At 38.4% G+C, this 21,352-nt stretch carries 17 protein-coding genes and 2 pseudogenes; 18 read left to right on the top strand and 1 reads right to left on the bottom strand.

Annotation, left to right across the window (positions count from 1 at the left end):
- Nucleotides 1-17 precede the first annotated feature (17 nt).
- The 18 genes and pseudogenes from PCY71_RS12820 (at nt 18) to PCY71_RS12735 (ending at nt 21,076) form a co-directional block, all read left to right on the top strand.
- Nucleotides 18-344, top strand: coding sequence for a hypothetical protein (locus PCY71_RS12820; RefSeq protein ID WP_301412714.1), 327 nt, complete (start codon nt 18-20; stop codon nt 342-344).
- A gap of 3 nt (nt 345-347) precedes the next feature.
- Entirely contained in the window at nt 348-578 is a 231-nt protein-coding gene (locus tag PCY71_RS12815; RefSeq protein WP_022524853.1) for a hypothetical protein, read from the top strand.
- Nucleotide 579: 1 nt separating this feature from the next.
- Complete coding sequence (locus PCY71_RS12810; protein ID WP_301412713.1) at nt 580-864, top strand: hypothetical protein; 285 nt, start codon at nt 580-582, stop codon at nt 862-864.
- On the top strand, nt 842-2,146 hold the full coding sequence (locus tag PCY71_RS12805; RefSeq protein ID WP_301412712.1) for a LysM peptidoglycan-binding domain-containing protein: 1,305 nt from the start codon (nt 842-844) through the stop codon (nt 2,144-2,146). Before PCY71_RS12810 ends, PCY71_RS12805 begins: the two co-directional genes overlap by 23 nt.
- A 440-nt stretch (nt 2,147-2,586) precedes the next feature.
- Complete coding sequence (locus tag PCY71_RS12800; RefSeq protein WP_301412711.1) at nt 2,587-3,048, top strand: Fur family transcriptional regulator; 462 nt, start codon at nt 2,587-2,589, stop codon at nt 3,046-3,048.
- Between the two features lie 137 nt (nt 3,049-3,185).
- Nucleotides 3,186-3,878 (top strand): phosphoglycerate mutase, encoded by a 693-nt coding sequence (locus PCY71_RS12795; RefSeq protein ID WP_003036126.1) that lies wholly within the window; start codon nt 3,186-3,188, stop codon nt 3,876-3,878.
- 156 nt (nt 3,879-4,034) lie between these two features.
- The gene (pbp2b, locus tag PCY71_RS12790; RefSeq protein WP_301412753.1) at nt 4,035-6,101 is read left to right on the top strand and encodes a penicillin-binding protein PBP2B; all 2,067 of its coding nucleotides are present in this window, start codon (nt 4,035-4,037) and stop codon (nt 6,099-6,101) included.
- Nucleotides 6,102-6,111: 10 nt separating this feature from the next.
- Complete coding sequence (gene recR, locus PCY71_RS12785; protein ID WP_003068251.1) at nt 6,112-6,708, top strand: recombination mediator RecR; 597 nt, start codon at nt 6,112-6,114, stop codon at nt 6,706-6,708.
- A 130-nt stretch (nt 6,709-6,838) separates the two neighbouring features.
- Complete coding sequence (locus tag PCY71_RS12780; protein ID WP_126441564.1) at nt 6,839-7,885, top strand: D-alanine--D-alanine ligase; 1,047 nt, start codon at nt 6,839-6,841, stop codon at nt 7,883-7,885.
- Between the two features lie 262 nt (nt 7,886-8,147).
- Nucleotides 8,148-9,518: a UDP-N-acetylmuramoyl-tripeptide--D-alanyl-D-alanine ligase gene (gene murF, locus PCY71_RS12775; RefSeq protein ID WP_301412710.1), complete on the top strand. Its 1,371-nt coding sequence runs from the start codon at nt 8,148-8,150 to the stop codon at nt 9,516-9,518.
- Nucleotides 9,508-10,055, top strand: a pseudogene (locus tag PCY71_RS12770) (DUF1697 domain-containing protein). The gene murF and the pseudogene PCY71_RS12770 overlap by 11 nt, the downstream one beginning before the upstream one ends.
- Before the next feature lie 6 nt (nt 10,056-10,061).
- Complete coding sequence (locus PCY71_RS12765; RefSeq protein ID WP_301412709.1) at nt 10,062-10,766, top strand: TIGR02206 family membrane protein; 705 nt, start codon at nt 10,062-10,064, stop codon at nt 10,764-10,766.
- 594 nt (nt 10,767-11,360) lie between these two features.
- Complete coding sequence (locus PCY71_RS12760; protein WP_301412708.1) at nt 11,361-12,944, top strand: site-specific DNA-methyltransferase; 1,584 nt, start codon at nt 11,361-11,363, stop codon at nt 12,942-12,944.
- Complete coding sequence (locus tag PCY71_RS12755; protein ID WP_301412707.1) at nt 12,944-15,205, top strand: DEAD/DEAH box helicase; 2,262 nt, start codon at nt 12,944-12,946, stop codon at nt 15,203-15,205. The genes PCY71_RS12760 and PCY71_RS12755 overlap by 1 nt, the downstream gene beginning before the upstream one ends.
- Before the next feature lie 243 nt (nt 15,206-15,448).
- Nucleotides 15,449-16,993, top strand: coding sequence for a peptide chain release factor 3 (locus PCY71_RS12750; RefSeq protein WP_301412706.1), 1,545 nt, complete (start codon nt 15,449-15,451; stop codon nt 16,991-16,993).
- A gap of 179 nt (nt 16,994-17,172) precedes the next feature.
- Nucleotides 17,173-18,081, top strand: coding sequence for a magnesium transporter CorA family protein (locus PCY71_RS12745; protein ID WP_037598630.1), 909 nt, complete (start codon nt 17,173-17,175; stop codon nt 18,079-18,081).
- A 229-nt stretch (nt 18,082-18,310) separates the two neighbouring features.
- Nucleotides 18,311-19,174: pseudogene (locus PCY71_RS12740) on the top strand (IS982 family transposase).
- A gap of 357 nt (nt 19,175-19,531) precedes the next feature.
- Nucleotides 19,532-21,076, top strand: coding sequence for a DEAD/DEAH box helicase (locus PCY71_RS12735; RefSeq protein WP_301412705.1), 1,545 nt, complete (start codon nt 19,532-19,534; stop codon nt 21,074-21,076).
- Between the two features lie 72 nt (nt 21,077-21,148).
- Here the strand turns inward: PCY71_RS12735 and PCY71_RS12730 are convergent.
- On the bottom strand, nt 21,149-21,352 hold a 204-nt coding region (locus tag PCY71_RS12730; protein ID WP_301412704.1), incomplete at its 5' end, for an IS3 family transposase.

Genomic DNA, 21,352 nt, shown 5'->3' with positions numbered 1-21,352 from the left:
ATAAAAGGAGAAAAGAAATGACAGAACTTTTAAATGTTGACACAATTACAGAGCCGTTTGATTTACAGACAGCTCTTAGATATATGGACGAAAACGGCGAGTTTATCCGTTTTAAAAACGATGTAGAAGATTACTACATTTACAAAGAAACGCAAAAACGCCCCGCAGTTGTGGGCGGCAAACGTAAATTGGTGGAAGTACCGCTTGTTTGGGCGTTTGATAGATACAACAATTCTATCACAACCTTTAAATTTACAAATATGTTTGACAAGAATTTCTACATTATGAAATTTGACGAAGCGGGCGAACCAATCTGGGATGATCCAACAAAGAAAAAGGAGTAGTTTATGGCACCTGATGTTATAAATGCTGTTGTGACGATTAGCGCTTCGCTAATTGGCACATTTGGCGGGATTATCACTAGTGCTAAGATAACCACCTTCCGAATTCAGGAGTTAGAGAAAAAAGTGGAAAAGCATAATAGCGTAGTAGAGCGAACTTATCGCTTAGAGGAAAGAACAAACTACCTTGACGAGCAAATCGACAAGCTCGAAAGCAAAATTGAAAAGGAGAAATAAGATGCAACAAATTTTAATCACAGCGGGGATTATTGCCCCCATCATTTCAGCGATTGTAAATGTCGTTAAGACGCAATTCAATCTAAACGGCAAACAAGTATCTACGTTAGCTCTCGGTTTGGGGATTATTGTAGGGATTGCATACGCTGCAACCATTGTGCATGGGGACTATGCAGCTTATGGCTGGGGCGGGCTAATTGCCGGCTTATCTGCTATCGGCTATTACGAATTGGCTTTTAAAAATAAAAAAGGAGACACAGCGGATGACACAGAAAAAGAAAATTAAGCAGCTTTTAGCTCTTGTTACAATCGTACTTGGTTTCATGCTTCCTACTGCTGCACAAGCAGCGGTAGGAGATCAAGGCGTGGACTGGTCTGTTTATCAAGGTACGAATGGTATTTTTGGTTATGGTCATGATAAATTTGCCATCATTCAAATTGGCGGTATCAATGCATATGGTATGTACGGCCAATCAACGTATGAAACGCAAGTAGCAAGTGCTATTGCACAAGGAAAACGTGCTCACACTTACGTTTGGTATGAAGTAGGTGGCAATGCTGCTTTGGGTGAACAAGTTCTTAAAAACTTCTTGCCGCAGGTACAGACACCAAAAGGCTCGATCGTAGCTCTGGATTATGAGAGCGGAGCGAGCGCTAGCAAAGAAGCAAATACAAACGCCATCTTACATGGGATGCGTATGATTAGGGAAGCAGGCTATACGCCGGTATACTACTCATACAAACCTTATACACTTGATCACGTTGATTATAATCGGATTTTGGCCGAATTTCCAAATTCTTTGTGGATTGGAGCTTATCCAGATTACAACGTGACCCCATCACCAAACTACAACTTTTTCCCGTCACTCCCAGGAATCGCCATTTTTCAGTTTACTTCAACGTATGTAGCAGGTGGGCTTGACGGTAACGTGGATTTGACTGGTATCACAGATAACGGTTATGGTCGTAAGAATACACCTAAAACACAAACGCCAGCGATTAAAGAGGGCGAAAAAGCTGATAACACACCGAAAAGCGATATTAAAGCTGGTGACACAGTCAAGGTTAATTTCTCGGCTACCAACTGGGCGACAGGCGAAGCGATCCCCGAATGGGTCAAAGGTCGGTCTTACCAAGTAGCAGAGGTAAGCGGCGATAAAGTGCTATTAGCTGGTATTAACTCTTGGATTTACAAGCGAAATGCAGAGATTATCTCTACTACTAATAGCCAACCTGCACCATCTCCAACCGTTCAGCAGTCCGGCTCATACACGGTACAGCCGGGTGATACCCTTTCTGGGATTGCGGCTAAATATGGCACGACTTACCAACAGTTAGCGGCTCTAAATGGCATTAGCAACCCTAACTACATCTACGTTGGCCAAGTCCTAAAAGTGACGGGACAAGGACAATCAGCCCCTCAAAGTGCGTCTTATCATACAGCACAATGGGGTGATACACTCTCTGGCATGGCTGCTAAATATGGAACGACAGTGGAAAATATTCAAGTGCTCAATGGATTGTCTGGTGATCTAATCTATGCAGGCGCAACCTATAGAATAAAATAAGACAAGTAGAGTCCTTTGGAAAATCCAGAGGGCTTTTTTTCGTGGCCGGAAAGTGGTATAATAGCGATAAAAGAAATCACAGGTTAATTTTTATGCCCCAAAGAATCCATAAAGCCCTGTTGGGGCAAAACTGGGGCATAAGTCTAAAACTTACTCAGACTTATTGAATAAATTTAAATAGGTTTGCTATCTATAACCCCTTACATAACAAGAATCCCTACTATATAAAATTAACGGAAAATATTCATCTTGAAAAGACGCTGTAAAATAATTCAACGATAAAAAGCCTATTGTATCAACGTTTCGGCGTTGTGCAATAGGTTTTTCTTATGTTTTGAGAGACAAAAGCTGATCATTTGCATTTATTTACAATCATTCTAAATACGTATTCTCTTAATTTCATGATATAATAAAGAAAAATGATTATGAGTGAGTAGGAAATGAGTTTACATCCTTATTTAGAAATCACAGATCAAAGTGATTATGAAAATGTTATTCAACGGTTAAAAGTGAAAGGTGTGCGTATTACAGAGACTCGAAAGGCAGTCATTGCTTACATGATTCGGACACATGAACATCCAAGTGCTGAAAAGATTTATTCTGAGTTGCGATCAGATTTTCCCAACATGAGTCTAGCAACGGTCTATAATAATCTGAAAGTATTGATTGAAGAGGGTTTTGTGGAAGAAATCAAGATAAAGAATGACAATACGACCTATTTTGATTTTATGGGGCATGAACATCTGAATATTGTCTGCGAAAAATGTGGCCGAATTGCAGACTTTGAAGATGTGGACCTACCTGATCTGAGACGTGAAGCTGAAAAGCAGACAGGTTATAAGATCACAAAAACCAAAGTGCTGATATATGGAATTTGTGCTGATTGTTTAGGAGATAGCTGAGTAAATAGATACACTGTTTGAATAAAGAAAACAGTAAAAATCAAATATTCTCCTATTGCTACTAGATTTTTTATGAAAAATTTTGTAAAATATAAAATGACTGTAAGACAGTTTTCAAAAATCAAAGGAGATATCTAATGGTAAAATTAGTTTTTGCTCGCCACGGTGAGTCTGAATGGAATAAAGCTAACCTCTTTACTGGTTGGGCTGATGTTGATTTGTCTGAAAAAGGGACGCAACAAGCGATTGATGCTGGTAAATTGATTAAAGAAGCTGGTATTGAGTTTGACCAAGCTTACACATCTGTTTTGACACGTGCTATCAAAACAACAAATCTTGCTCTTGAAGCAGCAGGTCAACTTTGGGTACCAGTTGAAAAATCATGGCGCTTGAATGAACGTCATTATGGCGGTTTGACAGGTCAAAATAAAGCTGAAGCAGCTGAAAAATGGGGTGACGAACAAGTTCATATTTGGCGTCGTTCTTATGATGTATTGCCACCAGCTATGGCAAAAGATGATCAATATTCAGCACATACTGACCGTCGCTATGCAAACCTTGATGATTCAGTGATTCCAGATGCGGAAAACTTGAAAGTTACTTTGGAACGTGCTCTTCCATTCTGGGAAGATAAAATTGCTCCAGCTTTGAAAGATGGTAAAAATGTGTTTGTAGGTGCGCATGGTAACTCAATCCGCGCTCTTGTAAAACATATCAAACAATTATCAGATGATGAAATCATGAATGTGGAAATTCCTAATTTCCCACCGCTTGTATTTGAATTTGATGATAAATTGAATCTTGTAAAAGAATACTATCTTGGAAAATAAGCCCAATAAAATATTAAGAAGCTCTGCGTAAACAGAGCTTTTTGATATTGTGCAGAATTTTAATTGATTTAGCTGTGTTTTTTATCAGTGTTTCCATTTTCTTTGACTTCATTTCTTTGGATTTATGGTACAATAAAAGGTAGCATTTTGACTAGAATGAGAGAAAACATGTCTAAGAAAAAAAGAAAATTTGATAGTCATTCCATTCCTAGACGGCTCAATTTGTTATTTGGGATTGTGATTTTATTGTTTATGAGTTTGATTGTTCGTTTGGGCTATATGCAAGTTGTGCATAGGGAATTTTATACAAAAAAATTGGCGACTGCCAGTAAAACCAAAGTAACAACTAGCTCTGTTCGTGGGCAAATTTATGATGCAAGTGGAAAACCTTTGGTGGAAAATACAACCAAGCAAGTCGTTTCCTTTACGCGTAGCAATAAAATGAGAGCTGAAACGATTAAAGAAATTGCTCAAAAATTACTGCCGTTAGTTTCCATTTCCAATGCAGACGTTACTGAGCGACAACAGATCGATTATTATTTGGCAGATAGCGAGGTTTATAAGAAGGTCGTCAATCAACTGCCTAAAAATAAAAAGTATAGTACAGATGGAAATCGTTTGACAGAGTCGAAGATTTATAGTAATGCCGTTAAAAGTGTTGATGTGGTCAAATTAAACTACTCAAATGAAGATAAAAAAGTTATTTATTTGTTTAGTCAAATGAATGCTATTGCAAATTTTGAGACGGGAAATATCCGAACAGACGATTTGTCTCCTGACCAAATTGCGACAATTGCTTCTAGCTCAAAAGAATTGTCTGGTATCAGTATTACCACCAGCTGGGATAGAAAAGTGTTAGACACATCTTTAGCTTCTATCATTGGAAGTGTCTCAAGTGAGAAGGCAGGACTACCTGCAGAGGAAGTTGATGCTTATTTGAAAAAAGGCTATTCACTTAATGATCGTGTTGGGACGAGTTATTTGGAAAAACAATATGAGTCTACACTTCAAGGGAAACGCGCAATCAAAGAAATCAATCTTGACAAAAATGGAAATATGGAGAGCGTGAAAAATATTTCCAATGGTAGTAAGGGAAATAATCTGAAATTAACGATGGATTTGACTTTCCAAAATGGTGTGGAAGATATTTTGAGGAGGTATTTCAGTGCAGAATTAGCGAACGGTCATGCGACATATTCTGAGGGTGTTTATGCTGTTGCTATGAATCCCAAAACGGGTGCTATTCTAGCAATGGCAGGTTTGAAACATAATATCGATACTGGAGAATTGACAGCCGATTCACTTGGTACCATTATGAATAACTTTGTGCCTGGTTCGGTTGTTAAGGGTGCGACTTTGACAGCAGGTTGGGGAAGTGGAGCTATCACAGGTAACCAAGTTCTGACAGATCAACCAATTTCTTTTGAAGGTTCCTCTGCAATCACTTCTTGGTTTACTCAGTATGGCCCTCGTCAAATTACAGCTCTAGAGGCATTAGAATATTCATCCAATACTTACATGGTCCAACTAGCGTTGAATATGATGGGAACCCCTTATTCGCCTAATATGACGATTGATTTGAAAAATTTGAATTCCTCTATGGACAAATTGCGTAAAACTTTTGCGCAATATGGATTAGGAGCATCTACAGGAATTGATTTACCAAGTGAGTCCGAAGGCTATACTCCTAAAAAATATACGTTTGCAAACTATTTAACCAATGCTTTTGGCCAGTTTGATAACTATACACCGATGCAATTAGCTCAGTATGCTGCAACGGTAGCTAATGGTGGTACTCGTATCGCACCACACTTAGTGGAAGGAATTTATGACAATAATGAAAAAGGTGGTCTTGGAAAATTAATTGAAGGAAAAGCCACCAAAGAGTTAAATAAAGTGGACATTTCAAAAGACAACATGGATTTGATTCGTCGAGGTTTTTACCAAGTAGTACATGGAACAAGTGGTTTTACCACAGGGCGTACTTTGTCACAAGGTGAATCAGTACCGATTAGTGCGAAAACTGGGACAGCTGAAACGTTTGTCAATAATGGAAAACAGGAAGCCATCAATACAAACGTTGTTGCTTATGCACCAAGTAACAATCCGCAAATTGCAGTTGCAGTTGTTTTTCCACATAATACAGACTTATCTTCAACCGTTAGCCATAGCATTACACGTGATATTATTAATTTATATCATCAACAGCATCCGATGAATTAGAGAGGGAATTATGCTTTATCCAACACCGATTGCGAAATTAATTGAAAGTTTTTCAAAATTACCAGGAATTGGCATAAAAACAGCAACACGCTTGGCTTTTTATACGATTGGCATGAGTGATGATGATGTCAATGAATTTGCTAAAAATTTACTTGCAGCCAAACGTGAGCTAACCTATTGCTCTATTTGTGGCAATTTAACGGATGATGATCCTTGTGCTATCTGTACCGATGAGACCCGTGATCAATCTACTATTTTGGTTGTAGAAGATAGTCGAGATGTATCTGCTATGGAAAATATCCAAGAATACCATGGTTTATACCATGTTTTGCAAGGATTGATTTCTCCTATGAATGGTGTCGGACCTGATGACATCAATCTGAAAAGTTTGATTACACGGTTAATGGATAGTGAGGTGGCTGAAGTGATTGTAGCGACCAATGCAACAGCAGATGGAGAAGCAACTTCCATGTATATCTCGCGGGTGTTAAAGCCAGCTGGTATCAAAGTGACGCGACTAGCCCGTGGATTAGCAGTTGGATCTGATATTGAATATGCAGATGAAGTGACTTTGCTTCGAGCTATTGAGAATCGTACGGAGTTGTAAAAGGGTGATAAAGCTTTGTTTAAAAGAAAATGAAAGCTCTGTTTCTGTTCAAAAACAAGCTAAAATATGGTATACTAAAAGGCGATTAAATTTGTAGATTTCTTTTAAGATGAGAAGGTTAGGTATGAAAATGTCAAAACAACAAATCATTCTCCTTTACGGCGGACGCAGTGCGGAAAGAAAAGTTTCTGTCTTATCAGCAGAGAGTGTCATGCGTGCGATTAATTATGACAAATTTTTTGTCAAGACTTATTTCATCACACAAGCAGGTGATTTTATCAAGACGCAAGAATTTTCAAGCAAACCTGCTGATGATGAAAAATTGATGACAAATGATACCGTCATTGAGAGTCAAAAAATGAAGCCGAGTGATATTTACGAAGAAGGTGCTACTGTGTTCCCCGTTCTTCATGGTCCAATGGGAGAAGACGGGTCTATCCAAGGATTTCTTGAAGTGTTGAAAATGCCTTATGTGGGTTGTAATATCCTTTCTTCTAGTGTTGCCATGGACAAAATCACAACAAAACGAGTGTTGGCTTCTGCTGGCATTCCACAAGTACCATATGTAGCTGTGATTGAAGACGAAAATATAGAAGAAAAGATTGCAGAAGTAGAGGAAAATCTAACTTATCCAGTCTTTACAAAACCATCCAATATGGGCTCTAGCGTCGGTATTTCCAAGTCTGAAAATCAAGATGAATTGCGTTCTGCTCTTAAGTTAGCTTTCAAATACGATAGTCGTGTTTTGATTGAGCAAGGTGTCAATGCGCGTGAAATTGAAGTTGGTTTACTTGGGAACGAAGAAGCCCAAAGCAGCTTACCAGGTGAGGTAGTGAAAGATGTTCCTTTCTATGATTACGAAGCTAAATACATTGACAACAAAATCACTATGTCTATTCCTGCAAAATTGTCAGATGATGTGATTTCTACCATGCGTCAACATGCCGAAAAAGCCTTTCGAGCGATTGGCGGCGTTGGTTTAGCTCGCTGTGATTTCTTTTACACTGATAAAGGTGAGATTTTCCTCAATGAGTTAAACACGATGCCTGGATTCACACAGTGGTCAATGTATCCCCTGCTTTGGGAAAATATGGGCATTTCTTATACAGATTTGATTGAAAAATTAGTTCAGTTAGCTCAAGAAATGTTTACAAAACGTGAAAAGCATTTACTATGAGATAAGAGCAGGTACTCTTCCAAGTTTGAAAAGCGAATAAGTCGTAAGCTTTGTCTGAATCTTAAAGCTTTGCTTTGAGCAATTAGTCATAGCATCAATATAAGAGCTTTTTGCCGTCATAAAACAAGACAGGAATAACATTGCTCCTGTCTTTTCATTTTTTTCTGTTATTTTGCTATATCTTTTAGTGAATCTGTAAAAGTCGGTTTTTCTGTGGTATAATGAGAGAGTTAGAGATATTTAAGATAAGTAGGGGATAAAAATGCAATTAACGTTCTATGAAGTGGCTTCTGTTTTGAAAGCTAAAAATGATGTTCATCTATTTCCAGATTGTACATTTAGAAAGGCAGAATTTGACAGCCGATTGATTGGAGAGGGAGATTTGTTTCTGCCTCTTAAGGGCGCGCGTGATGGGCATGACTTTATTGCGACAGCGTTTGAAAATGGAGCTGTGGCAACCTTGTCAGAAAAAGAATTGGAAGACTATCCTTATATTTTAGTAGATGATGTATTAGCAGCACTGCAGCATTTGGCACGGTATTATCTGGAAAAGATGAAGGTAGATGTTTTTGCAGTCACAGGTTCTAATGGTAAGACGACGACCAAAGACATGCTGGCTCACCTCTTGTCAATGGCTTATAAGACTTACAAAACACAAGGAAACTACAATAATGAAATTGGTCTTCCTTATACGATCTTGCATATGCCAGATGATACTGAAAAGTTGGTTCTGGAAATGGGGCAAGATCACATGGGGGATATTCATCTTTTATCTACTATCGCTCAGCCAAAAGTAGGCATAGTGACTTTAATTGGTGAAGCACATCTAGAATTTTTTAAAAGCCGTCATGAAATTGCAAAAGGAAAGCTACAAATCGCTGACGGTATGAAAAATGGGGCTCTTTTAGTTGTCCCAGCGGACAAAATTATCAATGACTTTTTACCAAGTCAGCAAAATGTTGTTCGTTTTGGTCCAGACGAAGATATTTGTCTAACAAAATTAGAAGAACGAAAAGATAGCTTGACCTTTGAGACCAACTTTTTAACTAGTGCTATTGACCTTCCAGTAACTGGAAAATACAATGCGACTAATGCCATGATTGCCGCTTATGTAGCCTTAAAAGAAGGGGTGACAGAAGAGGCCATTCAAAAAGCTTTTTTGACTCTTGAATTAACGCGAAATCGCACTGAATGGAAAAAAGCTAAAAATGGAGCTGATATCCTCTCAGATGTTTATAATGCGAATCCAACAGCTATGCGTCTGATTTTGGAAACTTTTTCTACAATTCCTTATAATGATAATGGTCGGAAGTTGGTTGTTTTAGCTGATATGAAGGAGCTGGGGGCTGAGTCTAAACAAATGCATGGTGCTATGATAACTAGTCTAAATCCGGAAATTCTCTCAGAAATATTTCTCTACGGAGAGGATATGGCTGCTCTTTTTGCCTATGCTCAGGAAATTTTCCCACCAGAGAAAGTTCATTATTTTGTAAAAAATGCTGACAAAGATCAGTTTTCGGATTTGGTAAAAGCGGTTAAAAAAGCACTAAAACCAACGGATCAAGTCTTGATAAAGGGTAGCAATTCTATGAATTTAGCTAATCTAGTAGAGGAATTGGAGAATGAGGTGTAAGCATCAGGTGCAGTATCTTGCTCTTTTTCGCAGTGTGATGCCTACGGGATCAAATCGAATCCCTAAGATGAGTAATTTGGTTCAAATGTTGGAGCAATCAGGTTTAGACAATGTTTCAAGCTATAGTCAATCAGGTAATGTGATTTGTGAAACGAGTATATCTGCTGAAGAACTTGCTCAACATATTCACCAGTTGATTTGGGAGAAGCTTGGTGTGAATTTATCGATTGTCGTAAAGAAAAAATCTGATTTAAAAAAGGCTGCCCTGCAAAATCTTTTTCCTACGGAATTGGACTAGTCGAGGATTCATTTGTTGTTTACAAACAATTTTCTATCTACAGAGAGACTCAAAAAGTAGCAGAAATGAGCTTTACAGATGAAATATTTGCAGTTGGAGAAACTTGCCTTTATATGTATCTACCAAGAGATGCTAGAATAAAGAAATTAAATAATAATTTTCTTGAAAAGAAATTAGGTATTATTGCTACAACAAGAAAATTAAGTGTCATAAAAAAATTAATTGATAGGATGGATTAGTAGAAGATGAATCTACAAGAATTTTTTACAAACCATAAAACGGAGGCGCCACAATTGACCCCGTTTTGGTACGGAATAATGTTTTTAGGAATCATTTACATCATGTACAGTGCTGTAAAATATCATCAAAATAAGCGTTATCAAATTATTTTAAAATTTGTACAAGGATTCCAAATTCTAATGCTTTATAGCTGGTATGTCGCCACTTTGTCACCACTATCTGAGGCACTTCCTTTTTATCATTGTAGATTGGCGATGTTTGCTATTTTGTTTCTGCCTGATTCCTCAGTTTATAAACAATATTTTGCTCTTTTAGGAGTATTTGGGCCTATTTGTGCCTTGATTTATCCTTTGTTTGATCCATTTGCTTTTCCTCATATTACCTTAGTATCTTATTTGATTGGCCACTATGCTCTTTTGGGGAATTCTCTTACGTATTTGATGAATCATTATGATAGTAAGCAATTGGACTTGCGGCGAATTGTAGAGATTAGTTTTGCTATGAATCTCTTGTTATTATTTGTAAATTTTGTGAGTGGTGGAAATTATGGTTTTTTGAAGGAGCCGCCTTTAGTAGGTGATCATGGGATAATTAGCAATTATCTGTTGGTGTCATTGCCTCTGATTTTAGCTATTTGGATGATTTCTCTGGTCTTTAAACAAATACAGCTTAAGCAAGAACAAGAAGAAACAGTCAGACAGGAAAATTAAGTTATGGTGAATAGTGTTTTAACGACTCACAAAACAGAACCGTCCCTGATACCGATGTTTTGGCATGGTTTGATGATTGCATTTATCTTTGTCTATTTATACTGCTGTAAAAAATCATGATAATCCATATATTGTAGAAACGTTTAAATGGATTCAAATTATACAGTTAGTTGTTCTTTATAGTTAGTATGTGGGTTTTCGTTTGCCTTTTGCCAACAGTTTACCTTTGCTTTTAGTACTTATTTTAATCATTTTTCTTTTCAGTATGATTCTTGTTAAGTTTTAATCTGTAAGAGATTCTTTATCACAGATAAGAATATGAGTTTGGCTAATCCAAACTCTTTTTTGATTTCATTTTGAAATTTTGATAAAATAAAGAAAAAAAGTAAATATTTTGGCTTGACATGGTTAGGAAAGGATTTTATCATGAGCAGAGCAGAGCAGAGCAGAGCAGAGCAGAGCAGAGCAGAGCAGAGCAGAGCAGAGCAGAGCAGAGCAGAGCAGAGCAGAGCAGAGCAGAGCAGAGGTAATTAATACCCTTTTTTTAGTATACTCAAAAACACTTTCAATCACTAAGATTGGAGGTGTTTTCTAATGCCTGCGACATTTGACGAACGCCCGCATCAAAATGAAAAGGCAGAAGTTCTGGCTTATGTCAGAAGCTTGATGGAGCAGGCAAGAAAAGAGTCTAATCATGAAGACCTGCCAAAATTGGAAAAACTAATTGAATTGATTGATTCTAAGCGATATGGTTTGGTTTGGGAGGAACATGCTGAACTGGTGGAAGAGGAGATGAAAAGCAAAATCCCTGTTTTTGTCGAAGACGAAAGCAAAAAGATCAAGGGAAATCCTGCATCGGAAGATTATCATTTTCTGCTAGAAGGAGACAACCTCCATAGCTTACATCTGTTAGAGAAAACTCATGCCGGCAAAATTGATGTCATTTACATTGACCCGCCTTATAATACGGGGAATAAAGACTTCATTTACAATGATAAAATTGTGGATAAAAATGATGGCTACTCACATTCAAAGTGGCTGTCCTTTATGAGTAAACGGCTTGAGAGTGCACAAAATCTCTTAAGTGAAACTGGTGTTATTTTTATTTCCATTGATGATAACGAACAAGCACAGTTGAAATTGCTCTGTGATGAGATATTTGGGGAAGGGAATTTTGTAACATCTATACATTGGAAAAGAAGTGAATCACAAAATAATAATGCAAAACAATTATCAATAGTTGGTGAGTCAATATTGTGTTACGCGTTAAATAAGTTTCAAAATCACTTTAATAAGATTGAGTTAAAAGAAAGCGCGATTAAAGAATACAGATATGTTGATGACTTAACCGGTAGGCGATTTAGGAGAGGGACAATCGTAGATAATACTAGAGGAAAAAATTTATTACATATTAAATCCCCGACTGGAATAGAAAGAGTTATTAAAAGTATAAGAACAAAAGAATTTTTTAAAGAAAAAGATAAGAATGGCGAAATTTATTGGACAAAAACGGGTACTCCCTATTTAAAAATTTTTTTGGATAAATCAGAGGGTCAGATTTCTAATAATTGGTTTGATAAGGATGGTGTTAATGAGGATGCAGCAGAAGAGCTGAGTGGATTAGATATTGATTTTAATTTTTCTAAACCTAAAAAACTAATTATGAAATTAATTTCTCTTAAATCCGATAAAACTTCAACCATCCTCGACTTCTTCGCTGGTTCGGGCACAACAGGCCATGCGGTAGCGCAGCTCAACAAGGAAGACGGTGGCAAGCGCAAGTATATTCTTTGCACCAACAATGAGAATAATATCTGCGAAGAAGTAACTTATAAACGTTTGGCAAATATCCAAGAGGATCTGCCGCATAACCTCAAATATTTCAAAACTCAATTCATCGAAAAAGAGGATGAAGATTTAGAATATGCCCTGCTCAATAATGTGAAGACCTTGATTGAGCTGGAGCATGCCATTGACCTAGAAGAAAGTGATAAGGCGGTTGCCTTTACTTTGTCGGAAATCAGAGAGCTGGATTTGTCAGGCATTAAGACAGTTTATGTCCGTCAGCATTCCCATGCTATGATGGAAAAAGAAGATTGGGTACGGTATGAAGGCATTGAGCTAGTTGATGTTCCGGAATACTATTTTGCAAAAGAAATGAAAGAGGCAGGATTATAATGAAATTATTTCCTTTTCAAGAGCAGGCGGTTCAAACCCTGCAAGATAAATTTTTCTATTCTCGAAAACAAACGACGGTCTTTTATGCACCTACTGGAGCCGGAAAGACTATCATGCTCATTAGCCTGATGGACAGAATTATTGAGTATAATCCCAATCCTTATGATTACGTCTTTGTCTGGCTGACGCCGGGAAATGGGGAGCTGGAGGAGCAGTCTTGGAACAAAGCTAGAGATATTGGGAAATTTGTCAAATCTATTACTTTAGATGAAGCCTTGACTGGAGGTTTTCAAGCTGGCACAGCGACTTTTCTGAATTGGGAACGTGTCAAAAACGATAAGGCTATTGCCTTGCGTGAGGGCGAGACTAAAAATCTTGACGATATTATCAAAGTTGCTAAGCATAAGGGGTTACACTTTGTCTTGATTATTGATGAAGAGCATCGCGATCAGACGGAAAAAGCGCAGCGGATTATTGATAAATTTGAAGCAGATAAGATTATCCGTGCATCAGCAACGCCTAAATCATCATCACCAGATTATGATAATGTTCAGGTCAATGATGAAGATGTCATTGCTCAGGGGCTGATTGTCCGTAATGTAGAGCTCAATCCAGATGGCGTGGATGGAGATGTTGTGGATAATATGATCCAATATTTTTTGGATTTTGCGGATGATAAGCGCCGTCAGGTAAAAGTAGAATACGAAAAATTAGGTCTTTCCATCAATCCATTGGTATTGATTCAGTTTCCTGATGAGAGAAAAGCAAATAGGGAGGAACGCAAGAGCCTCATCAAACAAGTCAGGGACTATCTATCTGAAATTGGTCAGGAGGATGGACAGGTAGCGACTTGGCTGGCTAATGAGAAAATTAACATAACTGCGATTGAAAAAGAGAACAGTCCTGTTAATTATCTATTGATGAAGCAGGCGGTTTCCACCGGATGGGATGCGCCTCGAGCTAAAATTTTGGTCAAGCTACGTCTCAATACTGAACCCAATTTTACTTTGCAGACTATTGGTCGTATTCGCAGAATGCCTGGGCAAAAGCATTATGATAATCCCTTGTTAGACAACGCTTTCATCTACTCGAACGACCAGAAATATATAGCAGATGTCTTGAAAAAAGGAGAAGGAGCTTATATTGCGACTTATGAGCTGAAAGAGGAAGCACCTGATTTCCAACTTACTTCAGTAAAACCAAATTTACGAGCCGGTTTGACGAACAGTGAGGTCATTCAAGCACTTCGCAAGCAGTTCAAAAATGACTATGGTCTAGTAGAACAAAACGGCAAGCAAAATCAAGAAAAATTAGAGAGTTACGGTTATATTTTTGGGACAACAATTCTTCAATATTTAGTTAAATCTGATAAATTAGAGCGAGATATCGTTACTGAACAGCTAATAGCATTTGATATTAAAATGCCTGTCAATCTTCGTGACAATCGTTTGGATCTGCTGAATGCTGAACAAGCCATCCAAAAATATCTTTATCGAGATAGACCTAGTGATGTCAATCATATCTTACTGGAATTATTTTCAAATCGCAGCGAAGAACCTACCAAGCGTTTTATAAGTTTAAAACCGTCTGAATTTATGGCTTTTGTCATCAATAATTACAGACTTCTTCGTGAAACTGCTAAAAATGCAGATGCACAGGGACTGTTTGATAAACAGTTGTCTTTGGAATACGGTATCAGTCATAATGAATTGGACCTTGTTTCTTTGGTTCTTCCTAAGAATGAAATGTATCAAACTTTGAAAAATGAAGCCGGAGAAGTTTTCTCAAAAAATGTTTACAAAGGTTACGGCAGAAATAATTGGGTGACAACTTCAAAGCCAGAAAAAGCCTTTGAAGAATGGCTTGAAAGCAGCCAACAAGTCAAGTGGTGGTACCGCAGCAAGGACCGAGGAGATAACTATTTCTCAGTTGCGTATGGGCAAAAGAAAGAAGGCTTTTTCCCGGATTATATTTTTTTAGGGACAGATGGTCGGACCTATGTCGTTGAAACTAAAGGTGGAAAGAAACAAAATATTGACACATACTCAGAAGCAAAATTCAAAGCAATCCGAGAGTGGTCTGAAAATAAGGACACCAATCCAAATGGGGCGCGTTTTGCTTTTGTCCGTCCAATCGTCAATACTGCTGGCGATGTGACGGGCTTACTCTTTAACAATGCTGTATGGAAAGAGGATATCAATGACAGAGAATACTGGAAGCCAATGAATGAATTCTTCCAAGATGATTTGTTTGACTTTTAATTCTGTCTGATTTATAGGAAGAAGAAAGTTGCTTATCAAAAAATTCACCTTACAAAGTGGATTTTTTTAAATAATTGTTATATGAGCCATATCTTAACCTATTATTTACAAACCTTAGATTATTGAAAAAAAGCGTTAAATCCGCTATAATGGATAAGTTGAAAGGATCAAAGGTTCCGATGTAAAAATAAAAAGTAGATGCTAACATTCACGATTATTCTAAAAGGAAAGAAAGAGAAAAAGATGACTTTACAAGAAGAAATTAAGAAGCGACGGACTTTTGCTATTATTTCCCACCCGGACGCAGGGAAGACGACCATTACTGAGCAGCTGCTCTACTTTGGGGGCGAGATTCGTGAGGCTGGGACGGTCAAGGGGAAAAAGACTGGTAATTTTGCCAAGTCTGACTGGATGGATATTGAGAAACAACGGGGGATTTCTGTGACCTCTTCTGTCATGCAGTTTGACTACGATGGCAAACGGGTTAATATTCTGGATACGCCGGGGCATGAGGATTTTTCAGAAGATACTTATCGAACCTTGATGGCGGTGGATGCAGCGGTCATGGTCATTGACTCAGCTAAAGGTATTGAGGCACAGACCAAGAAGCTCTTTGAGGTTGTCAAACATCGCAATATCCCAGTCTTCACCTTTATGAACAAGCTGGATCGAGATGGCCGCGAACCTTTAGATCTACTGGAAGAACTGGAAGAAATTCTAGGCATTGCTAGCTACCCAATGAACTGGCCAATCGGTATGGGAAAAAGTTTTGAGGGTCTCTATGATCTCTATAATGAACGTCTAGAACTGTACAAAGGCGATGAGCGTTTTGCTTCTTTGGAAGATGGCGACCAACTTTTTGCTTCCAATCCTTTCTATGATCAGGTCAAGGAAGATATCGAACTCTTACAAGAAGCTGGAAATGAATTTTCAGAAGAAGCGATTTTAGACGGTAGGCTGACACCTGTTTTCTTCGGTTCAGCCTTGACCAACTTTGGCGTGCAGACTTTCTTAGAAACTTTCCTTAAGTTTGCTCCGGAACCACATGGCCATAAGAAGACAGACGGTAAGGTAGTCGAGCCGCTCAGCCCAGACTTTTCAGGTTTTGTATTTAAAATTCAGGCCAATATGGATCCGCGCCACCGCGATCGCATTGCCTTTGTCCGTATCGTTTCTGGCGAGTTCGAGCGAGGTATGAGTGTCAATCTGCCTCGCACTGGCAAGTCCGCCAAGCTGTCCAATGTCACCCAGTTTATGGCCGAGAGTCGGGAAAATGTGACCAATGCCGTGGCTGGTGATATTATCGGGGTTTATGATACGGGAACTTATCAGGTCGGCGATACCCTGACTGTAGGCAAGAACAAGTTTGAATTTGAACCTCTGCCAACCTTTACCCCAGAGATTTTTATGAAGGTTGCAGCCAAGAATGTCATGAAGCAAAAATCCTTCCATAAGGGGATTGAACAGCTGGTGCAAGAGGGTGCTATTCAGCTTTATACCAATTACCAAACTGGCGAGTACATGCTAGGAGCTGTCGGACAACTCCAGTTCGAGGTCTTCAAGCATCGCATGGAAAATGAATACAATGCTGAAGTGGTTATGAGCCCAATGGGTAAAAAGACGGTTCGCTGGATTTCACCAGATGACTTGGATGAGCGTATGTCCTCAAGTCGCAATATCTTAGCCAAGGACCGCTTTGACCAGCCTGTCTTTCTCTTTGAAAATGATTTTGCTCTTCGCTGGTTCGCAGACAAGTATCCGGATGTCAAGTTGGAAGAGAAGATGTGACGTACCAAAACTATCTGATTACAGACCGTGTATAGCAGCATCATAGTTATAATAAAATCGGCTCGCTAGGTTAGTTGCTACGGGATATAAAGATTTACTGCATTGTATATATTAAATTTTCCTAAGGATTGAGCTTTCTTCTCTCAGTCCTTTTCCATTGATAGTGAAAGGGGAAAGTAGTGTTTATCGAAAAGAAATTACAGAGTGGAATGGCCTGGATAAATTTGGATGCAGATATTTTGAGTCAACACCCAGGTTCTTATACAAAATACAATATTGATGAAGAAACAATTGAGTATGCACTGGATAAAAATGAACGCGCCCACATGGACTACAATCGTGAGACAGGAACAGTTGTTTTTATTTTCAATGTACTCAATTTAAAAAGAGCTAAAAATTACTATGAAACAGTCCCTATGACCTTTGTGGTACAGCAGGATCGGCTCATTACCATTAGCAATAAGGAAAATACTTATGTTGTAGATATGATGAAAAATTATGTTGAACACCATGAACCAGTTACAGTTTACAAATTTCTATTTGCTAGTTTAGAATTGGTGTGTAATTCTTATTATCCTGTGATTGAACAAATGGACGAAACAAAAGATAACATCAATCATCTTTTGCACCAAACAACCACTAAAAAAAATCTCTTTGCTTTAGCGGATTTAGAAACCTCTATGGTCTATCTGGTTGCTGCTACCAAGCAGAACCGCATGCTTTTGGAGCATATTAAAGGCCATGCCATTTATCGCCATTTAGATGAGATTGAAAAAGAGCAGTTTGATGATGTCATGATTGAAGCTCGTCAACTCGTCGCTATGACAGATTTGATTGCTCAAGTTCTCAATCAATTGTCAGGCTCGTACAACAATATTTTGAACAACAATCTAAACGACAATTTAGCTCTATTAACTATTATTTCAGTCTTATTGGCAGTATTGGCAGTTATTACAGGATTCTTTGGAATGAATGTGCCACTGCCTTGGTCAAGTGATAAGAATGCTTGGCTCTATATTGTGCTTATTAGTTTTATACTCTGGATTATTCTTGTTCAGTTTCTAAAGCGATTTGTAAATAAACAATAAAATTGTCTAGATGAGGAAGTGAAGCAAAGTCATAATCGTTTCTAGTTTTGTCCCGATAAATTTTAAAAGAAATGATATATTGTTTACATAGGCACAAAGTATAGTTGTCAAATTTACAGAAGTCTTGTTTTAAAATACTATATACCCCTGCTGCTAGTTGATTTTGCTTCACAAAAAAGCCCATTTGGTGTACACTGCAAGTGAAGAAAAAAGCAGAGAGGTAAACCAAATGGGCACTTTCCATTATACACCGAGTCGTCATCCTCTTCAACTCAGTATGCCACAGCTTCGTGAAGTCTGATGTGACTTATATCAAAAGATTGCTCCTGATGAGCTAGCTGGTTCATCGTAAGAATGTAGAGCAATGCAAGGTTTCAGATGTTTCTGTTTTGACCTTAATGCTGTTCCAGGCAGAAATTGGAATGAAGTCACAGCGAAGGTTTTACCAATTGATTTGCAATTTCTTCGGATTCACCGGACTGGAGAGAAGCCGCTTTTATCGCCATGCTCGTTATCTGACGCCCCTGCTTCGGTTGATTCGCCCCTATTTCAATCAACTGGATTTTGATGAATTGGTCATCATTGACAGCTTTCCAGTCCTCCTTTTCCAGCCTGTCAGAAGTCATCGAGTCAAGTTCTTGAATGAGGCGATCAACATTGGCTACTGTGCTTCCAAAAAGATGTGGTTTTACGGTTTGAAAGTGCATTCGGCGGTGACAGTGTCGGGCTATATTTTGGATTATCTAGTTACCCCTGTCTCAGTTCATGATATTCAGGTAGCAGAAGAATTGCTGGAGACTGTGTCCCTTATTCTCGCGTTTTAGGAGATTTGGGATACCTAAGTAAAGAGTTGAAAGAACGCTTGGAGGCAAAGGGGATTCATCTTTGGACGCCGCTTCGTAAAAATATGGAGGGCATTGATGAGCGTAACATTCCTGCAATTCTAGCCATTCGAGGAACTATTGAAACTTGAATCTTTGTTCTAAATGCAATGTTTGACATTGAGCACCCGATTGTTAGGTCTTTAGCAGAATGGCAATTGGAGATTGAACAGGTTCTTTTAGCCTACCATTTAGAATTTTTTGTCAACTAGCAACGTGAGTACTATATGATTAGTGTAAATTGTTTTATATGGTTCTCATTTTAAATATTTCTTTATAATTAAATATCTAAAGGAAGTATAAAGAAGAGAAGAAGCTAATTTTATCATAGTATCTATTAGACTTCTAATTAATTTTCAAGTAAAACGCTATCAGTTCTATCTTTTTACTATTCTTTATGTTATACTAAGTAGGTTGCAAAAACTAAAAGCTTTTCTGTTTAATGGTAACTAGCGACCAAGTTGGCGCTTTTTTAGTATTCCGATTTGAGAAACCATATTTTTAATAAAAAGAAGAGCCAAAATGTCTTATAAGGTAGCTTCGTACTGCCTTTTAGAAAGAAGAAAAAATTGAAATTTAATGAATTACATTTGTCTGCTGAATTGTTAGCAGAAATTGACAAAGCTGGTTTTGTAGAAGCTAGCCCGATTCAAGAACAGACCATTCCGCTGGCTATGGCAGGAAAAGACGTCATTGGACAAGCCCAGACTGGTACTGGAAAAACAGCTGCGTTTGGTTTTCCTACTCTGGAGAAGATTGATACAGAGGATCCAACTGTTCAGGCACTGATTATTGCACCGACTCGTGAATTAGCAGTACAGAGTCAAGAAGAACTCTTTAGATTTGGTCGTAGTAAGGGTGTCAAAGTCCGCTCAGTTTATGGCGGGTCTAGCATTGAAAAGCAAATTAAAGCTTTGAAATCAGGTGCTCACATTGTCGTAGGAACCCCAGGGCGTTTATTAGACCTCATTAAGCGTAAGGCGTTGAAACTCAATCATGTAGAAACGCTTATTTTAGATGAAGCAGACGAAATGCTCAATATGGGTTTCTTAGAAGACATTGAAGCCATTATTTCCCGTGTGCCAGAAGACCGTCAGACCCTTCTCTTTTCAGCAACCATGCCGGATGCTATCAAGCAGATTGGTGTGAAGTTTATGAAAGAACCAACACATGTGAAAATTGCTGCTAAAGAGCTGACTACTGAGCTGGTAGACCAGTACTATATCCGCGTCAAGGAAAATGAAAAATTTGATACCATGACACGTCTTATGGATGTAGAGCAGCCAGAACTTTCTATTGTTTTTGGGCGTACCAAACGCCGAGTAGATGAATTGACTCGTGGTCTCAAGATTCGTGGTTTCCGAGCAGAAGGGATTCATGGCGATTTAGACCAAGGAAAACGCCTCCGTGTACTTCGTGATTTCAAGAATGGCAATCTAGACGTTCTTGTTGCAACAGATGTAGCTGCACGTGGATTGGATATTTCTGGTGTGACCCATGTCTACAACTACGACATTCCTCAGGATCCAGAAAGCTATGTTCACCGGATTGGTCGGACTGGTCGTGCTGGTAAGTCAGGTCAGTCTATCACTTTCGTAGCTCCAAATGAAATGGGTTATCTTCAAATTATCGAAAGCTTAACTAAGAAACGCATGAAAGGCATGAAGCCAGCAACTGCAGAAGAAGCCTTTCAAGCTAAGAAAAAAGTTGCCCTCAAAAAGATTGAGCGAGATTTTGCAGATGAGACCATTCGTAGCAATTTTGAGAAATTTGGTAAAGATGCTCGTAAGCTAGCAGCTGAATTTACGCCAGAAGAGTTAGCCTTATATATCTTGAGCCTAACGGTGCAAGATCCAGATACTCTTCCAGAAGTGGAAATTGCGCGTGAGAAACCACTACCGTTTAAATATGTTTCTGGTGCCAATAAGGGGAATCGGAATAATAAAGGTGGAAATCGTCGTGAACGTGGTAGCAGACGTGGCAATTACAAAAAGGGCGGTCGCAATGAGTATTTTGACAAAGAAAAACGCTATCGCAAAGAGCACAAGAAACCACGCAATACTTCAAGTGAGAAGAAAACAGGTTTTGTGATTCGGAATAAAGGTGATAAATAACTATATAATAATAAAAAGGCGAATAAACATTCGGCACTGCACCCCAATAATGGGACAAGAGAAAACCCCCTCTTATTCGACCAGTTTTCTGTAATCTACAGGAGACTGGTCATTTAATTTCTGTTGAATTCTACTTTCATTATAAAATATGATGTATTTTTCGCCAATATCTGTTATACTATCTTTGGTTAAGTTTCTCCAGTTATGGAGATAGAAGGTTTCAGACTTGAGAACAGAATGAAACCATTCGATACAGGCATGATCTGCTGGTGTTCC

This window comes from Streptococcus sp. SN3 (assembly GCF_030439905.1).
Note: the sequence above shows the minus strand (reverse complement) of the source record. Positions and strands in the feature narration are given on the sequence as shown.

What these genes read in the sequence shown, in the direction of transcription:
- PCY71_RS12820 (WP_301412714.1), top strand. Translation starts at nt 18, where the DNA reads ATGACAGAACTTTTAAATGTTGACACAATTACAGAGCCGTTTGATTTA.
- PCY71_RS12815 (WP_022524853.1), top strand. Translation starts at nt 348, where the DNA reads ATGGCACCTGATGTTATAAATGCTGTTGTGACGATTAGCGCTTCGCTA.
- PCY71_RS12810 (WP_301412713.1), top strand. Translation starts at nt 580, where the DNA reads ATGCAACAAATTTTAATCACAGCGGGGATTATTGCCCCCATCATTTCA.
- PCY71_RS12805 (WP_301412712.1), top strand. Translation starts at nt 842, where the DNA reads ATGACACAGAAAAAGAAAATTAAGCAGCTTTTAGCTCTTGTTACAATC.
- PCY71_RS12800 (WP_301412711.1), top strand. Translation starts at nt 2,587, where the DNA reads ATGAGTTTACATCCTTATTTAGAAATCACAGATCAAAGTGATTATGAA.
- PCY71_RS12795 (WP_003036126.1), top strand. Translation starts at nt 3,186, where the DNA reads ATGGTAAAATTAGTTTTTGCTCGCCACGGTGAGTCTGAATGGAATAAA.
- pbp2b (WP_301412753.1), top strand. Translation starts at nt 4,035, where the DNA reads ATGAGAGAAAACATGTCTAAGAAAAAAAGAAAATTTGATAGTCATTCC.
- recR (WP_003068251.1), top strand. Translation starts at nt 6,112, where the DNA reads ATGCTTTATCCAACACCGATTGCGAAATTAATTGAAAGTTTTTCAAAA.
- PCY71_RS12780 (WP_126441564.1), top strand. Translation starts at nt 6,839, where the DNA reads ATGTCAAAACAACAAATCATTCTCCTTTACGGCGGACGCAGTGCGGAA.
- murF (WP_301412710.1), top strand. Translation starts at nt 8,148, where the DNA reads ATGCAATTAACGTTCTATGAAGTGGCTTCTGTTTTGAAAGCTAAAAAT.
- PCY71_RS12765 (WP_301412709.1), top strand. Translation starts at nt 10,062, where the DNA reads ATGAATCTACAAGAATTTTTTACAAACCATAAAACGGAGGCGCCACAA.
- PCY71_RS12760 (WP_301412708.1), top strand. Translation starts at nt 11,361, where the DNA reads ATGCCTGCGACATTTGACGAACGCCCGCATCAAAATGAAAAGGCAGAA.
- PCY71_RS12755 (WP_301412707.1), top strand. Translation starts at nt 12,944, where the DNA reads ATGAAATTATTTCCTTTTCAAGAGCAGGCGGTTCAAACCCTGCAAGAT.
- PCY71_RS12750 (WP_301412706.1), top strand. Translation starts at nt 15,449, where the DNA reads ATGACTTTACAAGAAGAAATTAAGAAGCGACGGACTTTTGCTATTATT.